Origin of the sequence: Marivita sp. (genome assembly GCF_020055635.1) — a bacterium.
Taxonomy (GTDB): Bacteria; Pseudomonadota; Alphaproteobacteria; order Rhodobacterales; family Rhodobacteraceae; genus Marivita.
On record NZ_JAIPUT010000006.1, the window covers coordinates 95692 to 114870 of the forward strand.

17 protein-coding genes are annotated in these 19179 nt (G+C 61.9%); 6 read left to right on the top strand and 11 right to left on the bottom strand.

Annotation, left to right across the window (positions count from 1 at the left end; genetic code table 11):
* Positions 1 to 5: 5 nt before the first annotated feature.
* From tssH to LCF60_RS05175, 10 genes are all read right to left on the bottom strand, one after another.
* Positions 6 to 2717 carry a type VI secretion system ATPase TssH gene (gene tssH / locus LCF60_RS05130; protein WP_292290129.1) on the bottom strand — a complete coding sequence of 904 codons (2712 nt, stop codon included), beginning with the start codon at positions 2715 to 2717 and terminating at the stop codon, positions 6 to 8.
* A gap of 35 nt (positions 2718 to 2752) precedes the next feature.
* Positions 2753 to 3796: a type VI secretion system baseplate subunit TssG gene (gene tssG / locus LCF60_RS05135; protein ID WP_292290131.1), complete on the bottom strand. Its 1044-nt coding sequence runs from the start codon at positions 3794 to 3796 to the stop codon at positions 2753 to 2755.
* Positions 3760 to 5640: a type VI secretion system baseplate subunit TssF gene (gene tssF / locus LCF60_RS05140; protein ID WP_292290133.1), complete on the bottom strand. Its 1881-nt coding sequence runs from the start codon at positions 5638 to 5640 to the stop codon at positions 3760 to 3762. The genes tssG and tssF overlap by 37 nt, the downstream gene beginning before the upstream one ends.
* A 6-nt stretch (positions 5641 to 5646) precedes the next feature.
* Positions 5647 to 6144 carry a type VI secretion system baseplate subunit TssE gene (gene tssE, locus LCF60_RS05145; protein ID WP_292290135.1) on the bottom strand — a complete coding sequence of 166 codons (498 nt, stop codon included), beginning with the start codon at positions 6142 to 6144 and terminating at the stop codon, positions 5647 to 5649.
* Entirely contained in the window at positions 6137 to 6970 is an 834-nt protein-coding gene (locus tag LCF60_RS05150; protein ID WP_292290137.1) for a type VI secretion system accessory protein TagJ, read from the bottom strand. The genes tssE and LCF60_RS05150 overlap by 8 nt, the downstream gene beginning before the upstream one ends.
* A 70-nt stretch (positions 6971 to 7040) precedes the next feature.
* Positions 7041 to 7532 carry a type VI secretion system tube protein Hcp gene (locus LCF60_RS05155; protein ID WP_292290139.1) on the bottom strand — a complete coding sequence of 164 codons (492 nt, stop codon included), beginning with the start codon at positions 7530 to 7532 and terminating at the stop codon, positions 7041 to 7043.
* A 75-nt stretch (positions 7533 to 7607) separates the two neighbouring features.
* The gene (tssC, locus tag LCF60_RS05160; RefSeq protein WP_292290141.1) at positions 7608 to 9101 is read right to left on the bottom strand and encodes a type VI secretion system contractile sheath large subunit; all 1494 of its coding nucleotides are present in this window, start codon (positions 9099 to 9101) and stop codon (positions 7608 to 7610) included.
* 3 nt (positions 9102 to 9104) lie between these two features.
* Positions 9105 to 9626: a type VI secretion system contractile sheath small subunit gene (gene tssB / locus LCF60_RS05165; RefSeq protein WP_292290143.1), complete on the bottom strand. Its 522-nt coding sequence runs from the start codon at positions 9624 to 9626 to the stop codon at positions 9105 to 9107.
* 86 nt (positions 9627 to 9712) lie between these two features.
* A complete protein-coding gene (gene tssA / locus LCF60_RS05170; RefSeq protein WP_292290145.1) occupies positions 9713 to 10729 on the bottom strand; it encodes a type VI secretion system protein TssA in 1017 nt (338 codons plus the stop codon).
* A 227-nt stretch (positions 10730 to 10956) separates the two neighbouring features.
* Positions 10957 to 12081, bottom strand: coding sequence for a class I SAM-dependent methyltransferase (locus LCF60_RS05175; protein WP_292290147.1), 1125 nt, complete (start codon positions 12079 to 12081; stop codon positions 10957 to 10959).
* A gap of 365 nt (positions 12082 to 12446) precedes the next feature.
* Between LCF60_RS05175 and LCF60_RS05180 the strand changes: the two genes are divergently transcribed.
* From LCF60_RS05180 to LCF60_RS05205, 6 genes are read left to right on the top strand one after another with little or no spacing between them, the layout of a single operon-like run.
* A complete protein-coding gene (locus tag LCF60_RS05180) occupies positions 12447 to 12869 on the top strand; it encodes a hypothetical protein (RefSeq protein ID WP_292290149.1) in 423 nt (140 codons plus the stop codon).
* Between the two features lies 1 nt (position 12870).
* Positions 12871 to 13494, top strand: coding sequence for a MotA/TolQ/ExbB proton channel family protein (locus tag LCF60_RS05185; RefSeq protein WP_292290151.1), 624 nt, complete (start codon positions 12871 to 12873; stop codon positions 13492 to 13494).
* Between the two features lie 25 nt (positions 13495 to 13519).
* On the top strand, positions 13520 to 13945 hold the full coding sequence (locus LCF60_RS05190; protein ID WP_292290153.1) for a biopolymer transporter ExbD: 426 nt from the start codon (positions 13520 to 13522) through the stop codon (positions 13943 to 13945).
* A complete protein-coding gene (locus LCF60_RS05195) occupies positions 13942 to 14358 on the top strand; it encodes a biopolymer transporter ExbD (RefSeq protein WP_292290155.1) in 417 nt (138 codons plus the stop codon). Before LCF60_RS05190 ends, LCF60_RS05195 begins: the two co-directional genes overlap by 4 nt.
* Positions 14355 to 16274: a DUF4384 domain-containing protein gene (locus tag LCF60_RS05200; RefSeq protein WP_292290157.1), complete on the top strand. Its 1920-nt coding sequence runs from the start codon at positions 14355 to 14357 to the stop codon at positions 16272 to 16274. Before LCF60_RS05195 ends, LCF60_RS05200 begins: the two co-directional genes overlap by 4 nt.
* Positions 16271 to 16978 carry a hypothetical protein gene (locus tag LCF60_RS05205; RefSeq protein ID WP_292290159.1) on the top strand — a complete coding sequence of 236 codons (708 nt, stop codon included), beginning with the start codon at positions 16271 to 16273 and terminating at the stop codon, positions 16976 to 16978. The genes LCF60_RS05200 and LCF60_RS05205 overlap by 4 nt, the downstream gene beginning before the upstream one ends.
* 3 nt (positions 16979 to 16981) lie before the next feature.
* Here LCF60_RS05205 and LCF60_RS05210 read toward each other — a convergent pair whose 3' ends face one another.
* Positions 16982 to 18487, bottom strand: a complete 1506-nt coding sequence (locus LCF60_RS05210) for a caspase family protein (protein ID WP_292290161.1) — start codon at positions 18485 to 18487, stop codon at positions 16982 to 16984.
* Between the last annotated feature and the right edge of the window lie 692 nt (positions 18488 to 19179).

Here is a 19179-nt window from a genome sequence, read left to right on the forward strand (position 1 = left end):
CCGTCTCAGTCGAACGCATAGGTGAACTCCCCATCCGACACGTCGATGGCCACCTTGTCGACGGACTTGCCGTCGATCATCCGCTTGAGGAATTCGGACGAGATATCCGGCAGCATGGTGTTGGTGACGATGGCGTCGATCATCCGGCCCCCGGATTCAAGCTCCTGGCAGCGCGACACGATGGTCTCGACGACGTCGTCGGAATATTCGAACGGCACGCCATGCGCTTCGGCGACGCGCTTCTTGATCCGGTCCAGTTGCAGACGGGTGATCTTGCCGATCATGTCCGGGCTGAGCGGGTAATACGGGATCGTCACCAGGCGCCCCAAGAGCGCCGCCGGGAAGATCTTCAGCAGCGGATCGCGCAGCGCTTTGGCGATGCCTTCGGGTTCGGGCATCAGGTCGGGATCGGAACACATGTCCATGATCATTTCCGATCCCGCGTTCGACGTGAGCAGGATCAGCGTGTTCTTGAAATCGATCACCCGGCCTTCGCCGTCTTCCATCACACCCTTGTCGAAGACCTGGAAAAACACTTCGTGCACATCCGGGTGCGCCTTTTCCACCTCGTCCAGAAGCACCACGGAATAGGGTTTGCGCCGCACCGCCTCGGTCAGAACGCCGCCTTCGCCATAGCCGACATAGCCCGGAGGCGCGCCCTTGAGGCTGCTGACCGTGTGCGCTTCCTGGTATTCGGACATGTTGATCGTGATGACGTTCTGTTCACCACCATACAGAACCTCGGCCAGGGCCAAGGCCGTTTCCGTCTTGCCGACGCCGCTTGTCCCGGCAAGCAGGAACACCCCGATGGGTTTGTTGGGGTTGTCCAATGCGGCACGGCTGGTCTGGATGCGCTTGGCGATCATCTCCATCGCGTGATCCTGGCCGATGACGCGCTTGGCGAGGTGATCCTTGAGGTTCAACACCGTCTGCAACTCGTCGCTCATCATCCGGCCGACAGGGATTCCCGTCCAGTCGCCAACCACGCTGGCCACCGCCTGTTCGTCGACGATCGGCAGGATCAAGGGTGTCTCGCCCTGAAGGTCGGCCAGTTCGGCGTTCTTCGCCTTGAGCTGGCTCAGAAGGTCAGACCGTTCCTCGGCCGTCATCGGGCTTTTCTCTGCGGCCTCTTCGCCCCCGGCATCCGGCGTGTCGACCGGCGCGCCACCTTCCCGCAGCCTTGCCCGAAGATCGAGGATATCGGTCACGACCGTCCGTTCCGCCTCCCAGCGCTTGTCCAGCACCTCAAGCCGAGCCTCTTCCTCCTGCTTGAGCGCCGTGATCGCTTCGCGACGCGCATCCACGTCCATCCCGGCGGTTTCATCGCGCCCGATTATTTCCAATTCCGTCGTCAAGGCGTCGATCCGCTTGCGGCTGTCATCCACCTCGGCGGGCACAGCGTGCTGGCTGACAGCGACACGCGCACACGCGGTGTCAAGAACGCTCACCGATTTGTCCGGCAATTGCCGCGCCGGGATATAGCGGGCCGACAGCGAAACCGCTGCCTCGATGCCTTCATCCAGGACCTGTACCTTGTGGTGGTTTTCCAGCATCGACGCGATCCCGCGCATCATCATGACGGCCTTTGGAATGCTGGGCTCCTCGACTTGCACCACCTGGAAGCGCCGGGTGAGCGCCGGATCCTTTTCGATGTGTTTCTTGTACTCCGCCCATGTCGTGGCGCCGATGGTCCGCAGCGTGCCGCGCGCCAAGGCCGGTTTGAGCAGGTTCGCGGCATCGCCGGTTCCGGCTGCTCCCCCTGCCCCGACCAATGTATGTGTCTCATCGACAAACATGATGATCGGCACGGTGGACGCCTGAACCTCGTCGATGACCTGTCGCAGGCGGTTCTCGAATTCGCCCTTCATCGACGCGCCGGCCTGCAACAGGCCCACGTCCAGCGCCAGCAACCGCGCCTCGCGCAGTGCCGGCGGAACGTCGCCCCGTGCGATCCGCAGGGCGAACCCTTCCACCACGGCGGTCTTCCCGACCCCGGCCTCCCCGGTCAGGATCGGGTTGTTCTGACGCCGCCGCATCAGCACATCGACAATCTGGCGGATTTCCTCGTCACGTCCGACGATCGGGTCGATCTCGCCGTTGCGGGCCTGTTCGGTCAGGTCGGTGCAGAACTGGGTCAGCGCTTCTTGCTTGCCCATCGCGCCCGGAGCCATCGCGCCTGATGCCTCGCCGGGCACAGCGCCACCGCCGGTTTGCGATCCGTCCTGCGGTCGCATGCTGTCCTCGACCGACCCATTGACCACCTTGGCAAAATTGTCGGAAAGGTCGTCGGCACCGATCTTGGAAAACTCTTTCGAGATGTTCATCAGGATCGACCGGAGTTCCGGCGTCTTGAGCATGCCGAGGATCAGGTGACCCGTGCGCACCTGGTTGGAGTTGAACAAGAGCGAGCCATAGACCCAGGCCCGCTCCATCGCGTCCTGCAAATGAGAACTGAGGTCCGAGATCGAGCTTGCGCCTCTGGGCAATGCATCCAGGGCGCGTGTCATGTCCGCTGACAGCTTTGCAGGGTCGATGTCGTAATGCTGCAGGATTTTCTGCACGTCGGAATTGTCCAGCTGCACCAGCTGCGCGAACCAGTGCACCACCTCGACATAGGGATTGCCCCGCATCTTGCAGAACACCGTGGCCCCTTCGACTGCCTGATACCCCACCTTGTTAAGCTTCCCGAACAGGGCGACACGGCTAATCTCAGTCATTTTATTCTCCTTCGCGAAATTGCGAACAGGTTTCTTCAGGCCGCGAGGCCTTCTTCAAAAGGGACATCTGTCAAAGGTGTCATGAACAAATCCGCCACTTCGTCGGGGTGATCGTCCGACCCGATCCAGCTTGTCAGGCCGAGTTGTGTGCTTTGCCCAAGCTGCGCCTGGGGAATGTCTGTGCCGCGCAAGACCAGGTTCACATCCCAGTTGAGCTGATCGCCGACATAGTTTCGGACGATGGCGCGAAGCCGTCTCATTGCCGGCGTGCCGGGCAGGAACTGCGAATACTCTTCAAGCGACAACGGCCCGATGCGCAATCGGAATTTCGAGGAGTTGGACCAGACCCGCGCGCCGATGCAGGTGGTGTGTCCAAGCCCGCCCGCCCCACCGAGTTGCCAGCGATCATCCGGTTCCAGTTCGAGCCAGTCTCCGACGAATTCCTCCAACCGAACCGGCGCGTCGAAAAACCCGGTCAGGATCGCGATGAGCCCTTCGGCGTTTTTCGGACCCGCCGAGAGCACGCCTGCAAAATGCCGCCTGGCAAGATCGGGCATCGCGTCCCGGTTGCGCAGATGGGTGCCGTAAAACCCCGAAAGCGCTCCGATCTTGGCTTCGGTCTCGCTGTGTTCGCCCCGATCGAAAGCCGCCGTCGGCTGGCCTCTTACCCAGGCCCGATAAAGCAGGGTCATCATCCGGTGCGTCAACATGTCGGCGAAGGCCACGAAGGTCGGGTCGGTGTGATTGACCATCCGGCTGCGCGCATATTCGGTCAGGTGCAGCGGCAAGGGGCCATTTGGTCCGAAGAGACCGAAGAACAGGTTTGAAAGCTGCGCCGGCGCGTTCGCGGTCTGTTGCTTGAAACCGGCCACTGTCGATTTCGGAAACGCGAGGTCCGGCTCCTGGCCGAAACGCACTTTTTCCTGTCCCGGCCGACGGGCCGTTCCAAGACGCGGATTTTCAGCGAAATGCGCCTCGATGACACGCATGGCAAAGAAGATGTGATGGGATTTGGGATCGCGGATCAGACGGTCGAAATGGGTCAGATCACGCGGTTCACCCCCATTGTCGGTGACCATCGCGCAATCTCTCCTCTTTGTTGGGTTTTCAGGACCGTTTCCGTGAAACTGTTTATTGTCGAATACTTGCGGAAAAACCGTTCGAGAACCGAGCCAAGAGTGTAGATCGAACTGCCTTCGAACAGGCTTTCGTCGAACTCCATGGTGATCTCGAGCCCGCGCACGGCGGTGGACAGAACGCCATCATGGATGCGCCTGACAATGGGCCGTGTCTTGACCGAAACGATCCCTTCAAGCTGCCGCTCCATCGCGCTGTCTCCGATCGGCGTGTAAAGCCCGACCAGTTCCCGCAGCGCGGCCGCCCCGCCGCCCGGCGCATCGCTTTCATCGGCAATCGACAGGTAATTGAGGCTCAGGTGGCTGACGGCCCGCCACGCCGCATCGCCTTGCGCGATGCAGGTGCGCGGTTTCGTCGGCCCGATCAGGGTGCGGATGGCCAGGACCGGGCCGCCATCGGGCAGGTGAAATACGTCGTCCACCCCGGTCGGAAGCAGCATCGGCAAATCCCGGTTGCTCACCATCGCCTCGACCGCAAGCTGGCTCAGGTCACCGGGATAGGGCGCTTCGTTTGCATCGACGATCGACAGGTAACTTTCCGAGCCAAGATAGTTGGTCCGGACGCCGCGCAAGGCCTCGCTCTCGCTCCTTTGCCTCAGATGCCGCTGATGCGTGAAATAGGCCGCCCCCCGCCCCCCGGCCGCGGTAAATTCGTCGGACGAATAAAACGCCTTGAGGGGCAGTTCATCGCGCCCTTCCTGGCGGATCCCCGTGACCTTGGTGATCGCGAAAATCTCGAAATCCTTGGGTGCGGTGCGATCGGCCACGACATGATGCTCGGTGACGCGATGGGACACCGGAACGCGGTCACAGCGTTTCGGGAACAGGTTGATGGCCGGGACGCAGTGCAGCTTGAACGCGTCCGGCGTGACGTTCGGTGCGATGTCGGCCTTGTTGTCACGCAGCAGGATATACAGATCGACGCTGTCGCCGGTCGCGCGCGACAGCGGCGCCTGAAGACCCGACAGTTCGACAAAAAGGTTCCGCTCCGGCATCGCGAAATATTCCTGGAGCAACCGGTAGCCGTCGAAGGACGGGCGCGGCGTCGGCAAGAGCGCATCCTCGGTGGCAAGACCACGGGCTGTCACCGGCGACCCGAGCGTCATCGACCACTCATCGCGTCGATCGACCGACCGCGCCACGACGGTTGCAGGCCTGGCGCACAGCATCTCGAACATGGTCCAGCTCAGGCTGACCTGCCCACCCAGGAACAGCGTCAACCGGTCAAGCGGCAGATCCTTGATCGGAAGCCCCGCATGGCGTTTCAGGCGCAACCGCACCGCCGCCCGCGCCGCAGGGTCCCTGGCCACACCGGCAGCGACAAGCGCCCCGCGCCCGTCGATATACTCGGCCTCGGCGATCGTGACGGGCCAGAGCGCAAGATCATGCGCCGTGCGGAACTGGCAGGCTTTCTGGGCGCCCGGAACCGGCTTGGACCGCAGGACAGTCTGGCGGGGCAAGGTGAACCCGGCGGCCAGGTCGGCGTTCTCCATGTCAGGCGTCAGTTCGGCGATCATCATCGACGGCGTCGGCGCAAGAAAATGCGGAAACACGACATCAAGCAGATGGCTGGTGAAGGCCGGGTATTGCAATTCCAGTTCAAGCTGGACGCGGGCGGTCAGGAAGGCGGTCCCTTCCAGAAGCCGTTCGACATACGGATCAAGGATCTCGAGCCCGTCCATACCAAGACGCGCGGCGATCTTGGGATAGCTCTTGGCGAATTCCGCGCCCATCTCGCGCAGGAAGGCGAGTTCGGTCTCGTAATGTCTGAGCAGTCGGGTATCCACTGTCGATCAGCCCCCGTACTCGAGCGAGACATGACCCGTCGTGGCATCGAACTGGCTGCGCAGGTAAAGTTCGGTCGGAACCGGTTCGGCCCACATGTCGGCGACGATATCGAAGACGATCACGGACGCGCGGCCTTCGGTTTCGGCCCGGCTGATCACGTTCAGGGACCCTTCCATGATACGGGGCTCGAAAAGCTCGATCGCCGACTTGATCGCATCGCGCACATCCGCAGAACGCGTCTTGGTGGAAAAATCGCCCGTTGATTCCGGGACGCCGTAATTGATCACCGACCGCAGCACATTCGGATATTTCTCGGCATCGATCTGCGTTTCGAGATTGCCGGTGTTCAGCAGCCAGGACAGGTCGCGCTGGATGATCTCGCGCAGACGGCGGATGTCGATCACGCGACTGCTCGGACTTTCCGTCTTGGACTTTGGATCATCGTCGGTCAGTCGATCGAGGATGGACGGCTGAAGCCGCTCTGTCAGTGTTCGGTCAGCCATCAACTCCGACCTCGCCTGCGGCGTCCGCTGTCACCGGGGCAAATTGGAAATTGCGGGTGTCCATCAGGGACAGTTCGGCCTGATCCGTCGTCAACAGGCGCTGGCCGAGACCAGCAAAGGTGTCATTGCCCAGGTCTTCCCATTCCGTCACGCGCGACAGCTTCATCGCGTCGGTGCCCCGGTCGGCGGTTCCGGCATAGCGCGTCGGGATCAGCGCAACCATTTCGCCGCCGTTCTGCAATGTCAGGTGGGCCGCGGTCCACACCGTATCGCGCAGATCCTGCGGCGGGTCGATCCGAAGGCTGGACAGCACGTTGAACGGCATCCAGTAGTATTTGCCGTTCACGATGATTTCCAGAACCGGACCCAGCCGCATGTCACCATCGGCGATCCACGCGAATTCCTGGTCGTCAAGCGTGCCGGGTGTCGCCGGTGCCTTGTCGAAGGCTTGTTCGCGCAGCTGCGCGGCGCGGTCCGGGTTGCCCTGCGCCAGCGCGCGCAGTCCTTGTGCCAGCAACGCCACCCAGTCCTGCGGTTCGCCGAAGATCAGCGCGTCCTTTTCGCCGGCAAAGACCTTTTCGCGGAACACCTCGCAGATGATCGCCTCGCGGTAGGTCTGGGCCATCGGCAACGCCGTCGCATCAAGCTGGGCGCAGAGTTTTAGTTGCGTCACTGCCCGTTTCCAGTCGCCCATGACGCACAGCAACTGGAACAGGAAAGTGCGCAGTTTCGCATCGTCGGGGTTTGCCCGGACGCTGTCTTGCAAGCTCGCCAATGCGCCGGAAAGGTCCCCGGCCTTGAGAAAATCTGATGCGGTGTTCGGCACAGGCGTGCTCCGGTATTGTCAGTGTCAGGAGGCCGCCGCATACCTGCGGCGGCCAACTCGATGTCGGAAATCAGCCAGCGACGTTCTTGGCGATGTCCCACTTGAAGCTCGGCTTCTCGCCCTCTGTGCCCTCAGCGGTCTGCTCGATGTAATCGACGGCCACCTCGGCGAAGTTGAGCGAGACGTTCTCGGTCAGCTTGTCCTCACCGCCTGACCCGCCGGTCGAGACCGAGGTGATCATCACCTTGGTCATCGTGATGGTTAGGTATTCCAGCGGGGTCTTGCCGGCCTTGCGCACGACGATCTTGGCCGACGGGAAGTGGTCGCCATTGGCGCAATAAAGTTGCAGGACCGGCGATGATTTGTCGATCCACTTGGTGCAGGAAATGTCCTGAAAGTTCGCCTTGCCGGCACCGCCGCCGCCGCCCGCGTGGAACGATCCAGCCTGGCTCATCCCCCAGGACCAGGCCAGAAGGTCGATACCGCCTTCCGCGCTGAACTTGTCGTCCTGGGTTTCACCAGAGATCTCGCCTTCGATAATGAGAAACATGTCAAGTGCCATGTCAGGTACTCCTCTTTGAAAATAAAATTAAGGTGCGATGCCGGGCGGCGCAAAAAAGATCCGCCCGGTACCAGGTCAGGTTTTCTCTGACGGAAGCTTCGAGACGAGCCTCAGGGAAACCGACAGCCCTTCAAGCTGGTAATGCGGTTTCAGAAAGAACCGGGATTTGTAGTAGCCCGGGTTTTCGGGGTCTTCCTCGATCTGGACATCAGCCGCGGCCAATGGCTTGCGGGCCTTTTCCGCTTCCGAGGAATGTGCGGCTGAGTAATCGACATATTGGTCGATCCACTTTTTCAGCCAGCGCTGCATGTCGTCCCTGGTCTTGTAGCTTCCGACCTTGTCGCGGACCATGCATTTCAGGTAATGCGCAAACCGGGTCGTCGCAAAAAGATAAGGCAGACGTGCGGCCAGGTTCGCGTTCGCCGTGGCATCCGGATCGTCATATTCAGCCGGTTTGTGCAGCGACTGCGCGCCGATGAAGGCGGCCATGTCGGTGTTCTTGCGGTGAATGAGCGGCATCAGACCGGCTTTTGCCAGTTCCGCCTCGCGCCGGTCGGAAATGCCGATTTCGGTCGGACACTTCATGTCGACGCCACCATCGTCAGTGGGGAAGGTGTGGGTCGGCAAGTTGGCAACGGTGCCTCCCGATTCCACGCCGCGGATCCGCGAACACCAGCCATATTCCTTGAAGGACCGGTTGATGTTCGTCGCCATGCCGTAGGCCGCATTGAGCCAGGTGAAATGTTCGGACTCGGCGTTGCCCGTGTCTTCTTCGAAAGCGAATTCCTCGATCGGGTTCGACTTGGCGCCGTAAGGCTGACGCCCGAGGAAGCGCGGCATGGCAAGACCCAGGTACTTGCTGTCCTCGCTGTCGCGCAGGCTGCGCCAGGCTGCATATTCCGGCGTCTGGCTGATCTTGGTCAGGTCGCGGGGGTTGGACAGTTCCTGCCAGCTTTCGAAATTCATCAGCGCGGGATCGGCCCCGGTGATGAAGGGCGCATGGGCCGCAGCGGCGATCTTGGCCATTTCGCCCAGCAGTTCGACGTCCGGCGGGCTGTGGTCGAAGTGATAGTCTCCGACAAGGCAGCCATAGGGTTCGCCACCGAACTGGCCATATTCCTCTTCATACAGCTTCTTGAAGATCGGCGACTGATCCCAGGCCGTACCCTTGAACTTGCGCAGCGTCTTGTGCAGGTCCTTCTTGGAAATGTTGAGCACGCGGATCTTCAGCATCTCGTCGGTTTCGGTGTTGTTCACCAGGAAATGCAACCCGCGCCACGCGCTTTCGAGCTTCTGATACTCGTCGTGGTGAATGATCAGGTTGATCTGCTCGGTCAGCTTGCGGTCGATCTCGGCGACCATCGCTTCGAGCGATTTCAGGACGTCTTCCGAAATCAGGTTCGAATTCGCGAGCGCCTGTTGCGCCAAGGTGTTGACCGCGGATTCGACCGCCGTCTTGGCGGTGTCCGACCGGGGTTTGAATTCCTTCTGAAGCAGACTGGCAAAGTCGGATTCCGTGGCCTCTGCTGCGCCACCTTCGGGTTGTGCTTCTGTTGCTTGTTCGGCCATGTCTTATCCCTCGTCCTTTGCGGCGTCGTCCCCGTCCGTCGGCGCAGCCTGGGCGGCAAGCGACTTCAGCAGGGCAGGATCGTTCATCGTTTTCGAAATCAGTTCCTCTGCGCCCGGCTTGCCGTCCATGTAGGTCATCAGGTTGGACAACTCGTTGCGGGCCTCCATCAGCTTGCGCAGCGGTTCGACCTTGGCCGCAATCGCACCGGGCGAAAAATCGTCCATGCTTTCGAAGGCGACATCGACGGACAGGTTGCCTTCGCCCGTCAGCGTGTTGGGCACCGAAAACGCAACGCGGGGCTTCATCGCCTTCATCCGGTCGTCGAAATTGTCGACGTCGATTTCAAGAAACTTGCGGTCAGCGACATTGGGCTGCGCGACTTCGGATTTGCCCGCCAGGTCGGCCATGACGCCCATGACGAACGGAAGCTGCACCTTCTTTTCCGCGCCGTACAGTTCGACATCGTATTCGATCTGCACCCTCGGTGCTCTGTTCCGTGCAATGAATTTTTGTGAACTGGACATATTATTCCCTCATCTGTTGATACGAATTCTTGTTCTAAGCCGCTGCCGCCTCGGTCAGAGCCAGCACCGGTGGCCAGTCAAACCGGTTACTCCGCTTCATCCGTTCCGCCCACTCCGCCGATCAGCTTGACGTTGTCTGCGCCAAGCGGAGCCAGATCGTTGATGATTTCCATGAACTCCGCCCCGACCAGTCGCCGGGCCCGCTTCAGCAATATTGGAAGCGGGCTCGAAGGCTCGTGGCGCGCGTAGTAGTCGATGACCCGGTCAAGCGCGGCCGTCACGTCTGATCGAGTAGAGATTTCGCCGGGAACGCCACCGCCGGCCACCGGTTTCGCTGCGGGTGCAGCGCCGACCCCTTCGGCTTCGACCGCGTCCTGCACAACCTCGACATCGACGTGCTTCGCCAACTCTTTCAGAATCTTGCCAAGCGTCGTTTGCAGATCGTCAAGCGCCGGTCCGAACCCCGGGGTCTTTTCCATGAACACCGCATCGATCGCGGCCACATCCTCGAGAGCCGAGGTCGCGGCCTCGAAATATGCCTTGAGCGTGTCGTCATCGGTGTCTTTGAAGGCCGCGTCGATCTCGCTTTTCGACATCGGCGTTTCGTCGGCCACAGGGTCGGCCTCGCCATTCGCGATCTCGATGGCCTTGAGCGTCACGCGCCCCAAAGCGCGGCTGTCGGTCAGGGGCGCGGCGGTCCTCAATCCCCGGATGATCGTGCCGCGCGCCCCAAGCCCCGTAATGGCGTTGATCCGCATCATCGGATCGTTGTCGTCGTCCTCATCAAGCTGCGGATGGCATGTGTCCCAGTACTCCTCGAGACAACCGCGGATGTAGCGTGTGATCTCGGCAAACCCCGGGAGACCATTCAGCCGGGCCTCGCAATCGGCCAGGTAGACGGCTGCGCGGATGTCGTGGGTCCGCTCGAGCACCGCGCGCGCCTTCTTGGCAAGATCCTTGTAGTCCGGATCCCGGCCCTCGACGATTTCGGCTCCGGCTTGACGTTCTTCCTCGGGTTGGCCCGCCAGCTCCATCGCGGTGAAGTCGGGATCATATTCGAGGTTTTCGCCACTCGGCGCATCGTCCCCGTGTGATTTGAGCATATCTGACAAAAGTGGCAGCCTTCAGAAACCGTAATAAAAAAATGCACGATACACGGAACGCGAAACAAAACTGTGCAAAGCGTACCAACTCTTTGCAAAAAATCCAGCCCAAGAATCTTACCTTACGTCAGTTTCTTCAAGCTTGGCTAACGTCGCCACACTGCGGAAAATCGTTCTCAGAACAGCCGCGCGACCGCCCGCCTGCTGCGCGTCGTGATCCGCTCGCCCTAAATCCGCACCGGCTCGCGACTGATATCGAATCCGCACCTGTGCGACGCCACAAGCAGGGGCGTCCAGAGGTTGCTCGGCCTCGAATGCTCCGGCTTGACGACGGCGGGACCGGTCCTTTCGGCCTTCCGTCGCAGCCAGTCGGTTTCCTTCTGGCTGGTCTTGGCCAGGTACACGTTGCCGGCGACATGGCCGCAGTCCAGCGTATCGCACCGCGCTGAAAACCCCAGATACGGTGCGACGAGAATCGTTCCCGGGCGCGCCATCTCCACGATGCGCCGCTCCATGTCGATCAGTTGCGACTCGTGCCGGATCGGTCTGTAGAAATAGATGACGTCGTAATCCGCATAGCCTTCGAAACTCAGCGCGTCCGCCTGAAAAACCTCGGGCCGGTTCCCCACCGCGTGATCCAGAAGCTTCCGGGCGACGTCGACATAGGATTGCTGGAAATCGAGACCATGTGCGTCGGTGAAGTACCGCAGGGCCGACAGGACCTTCAGCCCACCGCCGCAGCCCACGTCCAGAAAGCGGCTCGGCTCGGTCTTTTCCTGCGCAAGCAGAACCCGGTAGGCCGCGTGCAAATGCTGATGGAACTGGCTGTTGGCAAGCGAAATATCCGGAAAACACCCCTTCGCTTCGGCGTCGTCGGACTGTTTTTCAGGGTTCAGGACCGCGTGCAACATGGCGAAGACGGTGTCGCTCACCGCGTTCTGCGACGCGATGATGTCTGAAATTTTCGGATCGTATAACGGCATGCGTTTGCGCATGGACACCACCTGCGTCCGCACGAGGTCGCGCATCATAGCCCACTGGTTCAGTTCGACCCGTGTCAGGCTGGAGCGCGCGCCAAGAATGGCCCAGTCGCGCCGGATGGACACCAGTGCCTCAGGCGATTCCGCGCCAGCCTCGGCCGCCACCCGCGCGTCGTTGATCCGGGTCATCAGGGCGGTGTACTCGCGGATTTGCAGGTCGATCTGGCTGCAAGCGACGTCGACCTTGAGGTCGTTCATCCTTTCCCGTTTGAGCACTTCCTCGGACAGGGCCTTCACCTGCGAAGCAATCGTTTCACGCAACGCCTGAAGCTCGGAAAACAGCGTCTCCAAATCCGGAACGGTCTTCAGCATACCCAAACCTTTCAAATGTTGTGAAACCATATCAAGGGGTTGAAATCCCTGGCTCACCTGAATGAACTTTCATCTACAATATTTCGCACGCAAATACCGGTGCGGCCTGATTGTCCACCCTGTCACACAAAACGCGCCCGACAAAGCCTTTCCTGCATCCGCCAAGTGGCAGGCTTGACCTGTCATGCGTCTTGGCGTTTGGTGAAGGAAATCCGGGGACGGACAGCACATGACATGAGACACGCCGCGGATACGGTTGCTTTTCTTCCCGGCCAAGACGGAAAATTTCTACTTTTTGGTCAGCGCCTTTGCTGACGAAATAATACCAGCCCGGACCATATCGGGCCGCATTTCGGGAGGTCGACATGAACAAAACCTCAACATGGCTGTCGGGTATCGCCTGTCTGTTTCTTGCAACGTCCGCCAGCGCCCAGTCGGGGCCGCTCTCGGTGGAACTCAACAAGTTCGAGCCCGGAGATCCAAGCGGGTGCCAGGCCTATTTCCTGTTCCGGAACGACACCGGCAAAAGCTTCGAGGGCTTCGAGATGAGCCTGGCCATCCTGGATGCCCAGGGTGTCATCGACCGGCTGCTGTCCATCGACGCGGCACCCTTGCCGGTGCAACGCACGACGCTCAAGCTTTTTGCGATCCCGGATATCGACTGTTCCGACATCTCGGAAATCGTTCTGCATGACATGCCCGCCTGCAAGCCCCAGAACGAGGACGAGGTCGACTGTTTCGAATTTCTCGAGCTTGGCAGCAAGACTGACGCGCAGTTGGTGAAGTAGGATGTTCGCCGCCTTCGACGATATCGGGACGGGCGCACCGATCATCCTTCTGCTGCTTGTGCTGTCGGTTCTTTCGCTTGCCCTGATCGTCTACAAGATCGTGCAGCTCTGGTCGGTGACGTCGAAGGTCGAAACCCGGGACGCAGCACTGAGCAGTTTCGAAACCGGGAACCTGACCGAAGCCAAAGCCAGGGCGGAAAGCGGGCAGACCCCTGCCAACCGGGTCCTGGCCTTTGCGATAAAGGCGTTGGGCGACGGACGCTCCGGGGCCGCGTTGATGACCGAACTGACGCGCCGCGGAAACGAGGAATTCGCCCAGATGTCGCGTCACATCCGGCTGCTGGAGTTGATCGCGATGATCTCTCCGCTGCTTGGTCTGCTGGGAACGGTGCTGGGGATGATCCAGTCGTTCCAGGAACTCGAACTGGCCGAAGGTGCAGCCAATGCGTCGCTGTTGGCGGGCGGGATCTGGCAGGCCTTGCTGACGACTGCCGCGGGGCTGCTGGTGGCCATTCCGGCCGCGGTCGGGGCGACGCTGCTGGCGGCGCGGGCCGAACGCGGTGCGCAGCTGATCGAAGGCGCCATCGCGCAACTCATGCTGATTGCGGATCAGCCGTCAAGATAGGGGCGCCCCGATGCATGACCCCTCGATGACACTTCTCAAGCGGCCAGGCCCGCCGAAGGCGCTGATTTCCCTGGTGCCGATGATCGACGTGATGCTCATCCTGCTGGTGTTCTTCATGGTCACCTCGACCTATCTGAACCTCGACATGATCCCGGCCGTCGCGCAGGCGGATGATCTGGCCGACCCGTCCGAAAGCGCCTCCGACACGCCCGGCGGCACGCTGCTGATCAGGATCGGGGCGGATGGCGTGCCGACGTCGCAAGGCCGGGGGCACGATCTCCAATCGCTCGAAACCCTGTTTTCCGACCGGCTGCGGACATCGCCGCAGCTTCGCGTTCTGGTGCTTCCATCGGGGGCTGCCGACATGCAGGCGCTGGTCTCGGTCATGGACACAGCCACGCGGTCCGGGGTCACGAACCTGCGCATCGTGCGCCTGGAGGCGGCGGAATGAAACTGTCCCGCCCACCCGCGCGACAACCGCCAGAGACGATCATCGCGCTGATCGACGTGGTGTTCTTCCTGCTGGTCTTCTTCATGCTGATCGGACGCATGGACGCCACCGCCCCCTTCGAGGTGAGCCCGCCGGTCGCGGCCACCGGCGCCGACATGCCCTCGGGCGGGATCACCCTGGCCGTCGCGCCGACGGGCGAGCTTGCGCTCGACGGGACGCCGATCGAGCGCGGTGCGCTGGACCAGGTGCTGGCAGACCGGCTGGACCAGGCACCGGACACCCTCGTCCGGCTCAACGCGCATCGCGACACCGAATTGCGCCATGTCCTGCCCCTTGTCAGCCGTATCGAGGCGCTGGGTGCGCGCGACGTCGTGCTTGTCGTGACCCCCGAACCCGCGCCGCCCGGCCAATGATGCGCTCTGCCCTGATATGGACCGGCGCGCTTGGCGTGTCCGCCGGAGTTCATGTCGCCAGCGCTTTCGGGCTCTACCTGGCGACCCAGCCGGGGGATGTTCCCGAACAGCCGATGCCCGAAACGGAAATGCAGCTTGCCGCATACCAGGTGCAACGCAGCGAAGCGCGCGAAACCGCACCCGACTCGGACCAGGCGGCGTCGGGCGATACCGGCGGCGCGGCCCTCACCCAAGGCAGCATCGCAACCTCTCGGGCCTCGGCGCTGAGGCCGGGTGCAGAGGAAGGCGAAACGGTTTTGCCATCCGCCACCAGCGTCGCTGCGATGCCCCCGACAGGTACCGTCGCCCCGGCCCTGCCCGAAACCGCCGCGCCGCTGGCCCCGCAGGCCGTGTTGCAGGGCGCGCCCGTGACCGCGATACGGCCGGTCGATGTGGCCCTGCCGCCCGAAAGACCGTTGCGAGCACCGGTTCCGGTCGCCACGATCGCACCCGAGCGCATGTCCGAAGCCGCCCCGAAGGCGGTGTCGCTTGCGTCGGAGACGATGGTCCAGATCACGCTGTCGACGACGGATGCTGCCGCAGCGGCCATGCCCGCCCCCCCGGTCCAGCCACAGGCAACACGACCCGACGCCCCCGCCCTCGCAAGCCAAGCCGCCTTCCGGCAACCGGTCCCAAGCCTGACCGCGCCTGAACAGGCACCGCAGCCGCGTCCCGCAGCGCAGCAAGAACCGCAAGCCAGCCCCGCAGCCCGACAGGAACCGCAGGCCGGGCTCGCAGCCGAGCAGGACCCGCAGACCAGTTCTGCATCGCGGCAGGACCCGCAATCCAGTCCTGCACCCCAGCAGGCCGTCCGAGCGGAAACTGCAGCATCAGTCGCACCGCCTGCCGATCGGGCCAAGGCGGCGCTGACCTTCCAGAATTCAGCCGGTGGCGCGATCGACCCGGTCTCCCTGACGGCGTTCCAAAGCTTCATGGAACCCGGCGACCTGAGCGGGGCCGCGGCCGAGATCCGCGACGGGATCAAGGGCGCCCTGAGCGCCATCCCCTGCTCGCGTCTGCAGGTCCAGTTCGTTCCGGATGAAAACAGCCTGCTCGTCTCGGGCCATGTGCCCGACCCGGACCTGCGGGATACGGTCGTATCGGCGATGCAGGCACAGATGGGGCGCGACATCCCGGTGCGCAGCGACCTGCTGATCCTTCCAAGCCCGCAATGCGCGGCCCTTTCGGGCATCGCCAATGTCGGCTTGCCGCAATCCACCGACCAGATCACCAACCCGCTGCTCGTGGGCGAGGACACCCACGCGCGCGAATTCCGCTACACCGCGGGCAAACCGCTGGTGATGACCCTGCAAGGTGCGGATTACGATGCCTATGTCTATGTCGATTACTTCGATGCCGACGGCAACGTGCTTCACCTTGCCCCGAACGAACATACGCCGCTTGAACGGACCGAGGCCAAGTCGGAATTGCAGATCGGGTCGGATCACGTTCTCGAGCCGGGCGAACCCGGCCTTTACATCGAGATCGGTCCCCCCTTCGGCCAGGAAATTGCGGTCGCCTTCGCGGCATCCCGGCCGCTTTACGATGGGGTGCGCCCATTGGTGAACCCGCCGAACCCTACCTGGACTGGCTCCGGGACCGGGTCGCCGAAGCACGCGCCGCCGATCCCGATTTCAAAGGCGAATGGGTCTACTTCTTCATCTCGACCTCGGAAGACTGACCAGCCCAACCGTCCCGGCGGACGGCATTGCAGCGGAGGATCGTTTTTCAGGCCAACCTTGCGTGGAATCGAATCCCGCCCTACCGTTTCACGGGTAACAGGCAGGATGCCAAACCTGCGTTTCCTGTTAAGCCGCGGTTCGCCGCGCGCGCCTTCGCATTTGATCGCAGATATATGGAAAGCACCAAGACCATGATTTCAAAGAAAACCTCAATCCGTCTTGTCGGCCTTCCTGTCCTGATCGGGATGGTCACCACCCCCGTCTTCGCGATGACACCGGACCCGATGCGGGCCGGTCCTGCGACAGTTTCCGAAGCGATGCAGATCGAACTGGTCTACCCCCGCTATGCCCAGGTCGGCGGCGACGAGATCGGCGGCTCTAATGCGGCCGAAGGGGACAACGACAACCGTCGCGTCGCGCCCGCAGGCCCCGTCGTGCCCGCGTCGACCGCGCAAACCACGCAGATCGTCACTCAGCTGGACCAGATCCAGCGTATCTGCGAATTCATGGGGGACGAATACCGCATCGCCTGTTTCGCGACCACCTATCGCGATCTGGCCGACGACATCCCGGCCAATGGCGATTATGCCGAAACGCGCGAAGTGCTGCTCGAGGCCGCGCGCGAACTCGACGACCTCGTGCGCAGCAACATCGACCGGAGCAAGCCGGCCCTGCAGGCCCGGACCACGAATAGCAGCGGACAATCGGTCCAGACACCGCCCATGCGCGCGGTCCAGGCATCGCAAGCGCCACAGCTGAACCGGCAGGCCAGCAACATCATCGAGGAAGCCGAAACCGTTCTGCTCAGGTCGGCCAGCTCGGACGCCACGCGCGCCATCCATTACCAGCGGATCGCGGCGGCGGTCGGCTCGAACAAGGTTCTGCTGCGGTCAGGCTGACCTCTATTCCAGGCCGTATGCAGCCCGGATGCCACGCTTGGTGCCCGGGCCGATATCACCGTCCAGAGCGCCGTTATAGAATTCGTAGGCCTGCAATTGCGCCTGCAACTCGCGCCGGGTTTCCTCGGCAAACATCGTCGGACGTTCAAGCAGAAGGTTCAGCACGTCCTGGCTGCCGCTGCGCAAGGCGGCATAGAGATAGGTCGCGGCATCCTTCGGCCCCTTGTTCGGGATCAGCCCGTCATCGATCAGGGCGGCAAAGTTGAACTGCGCCTCGGGATGGCGCAGGTCAGCCGCCCGCTCGAACAGCTCCAGCGCCTTGTCCGGGTTCGGACGCAGCCCCAATCCCCCCTGGTAGTGCAAAAACCCCAGATCGTTGATCGCATCGGCGAAATCCTGGTCGGCGGCCGCCTGGTAAAGCTCCAGCGCGCGGGCTTCATCGACATCCACGCCGATCCCCTGCTCGTAAAGCTTTGCCAGTTCCATCTGGGCCTCCGGCGACCCACGCTCGACCGCGCGCTCCAGAAAGCTGACCGCCTGCGACGGATCAAAGCGCGAATCCTCGGGGTTTAGCCGGATATAGGCCAGCCCCAGCATCGAGCGCGTATCGCCAAGATTGGCCAGCGCCAGCAGTTGGGATTCCTGGTCGGGCCGAAGCTGCGACCAGGTCTTCGAAGGTTCGGCGGTGGCAAGGTCCGTTCCGGCATCCGGCGCGCCGGACAGGTAGAAGGGTTTCCCGGTCAGCGAGCCATAGGTGTAAGGCTCCTGGAGGTTCTGGGTCTCCTGCAACACGGCATCCCGCACCTGGCGGAACATCAGGCTGATCTCCAGCCCCGGCTTCGCCATTTTCTCCATCAGGGCCCGGGCATAAGGGCTGTTTCCGCGGGTGCCGTCCAGCGCCACCTGACCATCCTTGGCCGCGAAGGCCACAAGCGTGCCGCGATCCGGGTTGGCCGGCGCCAGACCGCCTGCGCCCCGCGTCGCCTGATCGGTGGCTTCCAGTGCGGATTGCACAACCGCGTTGGTGTCGATGGCCCCGCCCAGCGGATTGTCGCGGCAGCTGTCAAGGATGACGATCCGCATCACCCGCGCCTTCTCGACCACCTCGAGCATGTCCTTGAGAGACACGGATTGCCGTTGCACGTCGATATTCGAGGTCGGACGTGCATCGACGGGGATCAGGAAGTTCTCGCCCTGCACCTCGATCCCGTGTCCGGCGAAATAGATCAGCGCCAGGTCGGCCGTTTCCGAACGGAACGAAAATTCCTTCATGACCGCGCGGAGTTCCGCAAGGCTGAGGTCGATGCCCCGGGTCACATCGAACCCGATTTCCGTCAATGTGTCGGCAAGGTCTTCGGCATCGTTGCGGGTGTTCGTCAGCGGCGTGATCGTATCGTACTCCGCCATCCCGATCACCAGCGCCACGCGGTCAGGACTGGCCGAGGCCATCCCCAACTGGGCGCAGATCACGAAGACGGGAAGAATGAACAGGCGGACGACGCAGCGCATGGTTCGAATCCTTTCGCTGATTTCGCGAGGCTTGACCCAGCATAGTACCAGCACGCCCGGATTTCACTCAATTCTTTGCGAACTCCCCGGATATCACCCTGAGTACCTGCCGCCGCGGCACCGCTCGGAAACGCCGCGCCTTCCGTCGCGCCGTTGGCTCCGTTCGTTTCGCACAGGCCATGCTTGACTTGAGGTAAGGTTGCGCCTCACACTGGGGCCAATAGGTCGGGATCAAGAAACGGTCGTCACACGCCGTGGGCCGTGCACGAAGGCAGCCTGATATATCGTCATGCTGCCGGATTTTTTCGCGTTTCGCCCTTCGTTTTCAATCGGCTTTCCAAGAGCCTGAATTTTAGCAGACGGACGTATCGATTATGGAAGAAGATCCCGACTATGCTGATTTTTTCAACGACCCTAGTGGTGACTATGGCAGCGCAATTCCCGGAGTTCCATCGTTAGCGGGCCTACAAGACTTTGGCGACGACACAGATTGGTTCCAAGTCAATCTGATCGCTGGCCACGAGTACGAGATTCAAGTGCGAGGTTCAGAAACTGGTGATGGGACTCTCGTTGATCCGTTTTTCTTTGGCGTCTACAATGCGAATGGCGAATTATTAGGCAGTGAAAACGACGATGGAGGACAAGGTCTAAATAGCCGAGCGTTATTTACTGCCGATTACACTGGCGTCCAT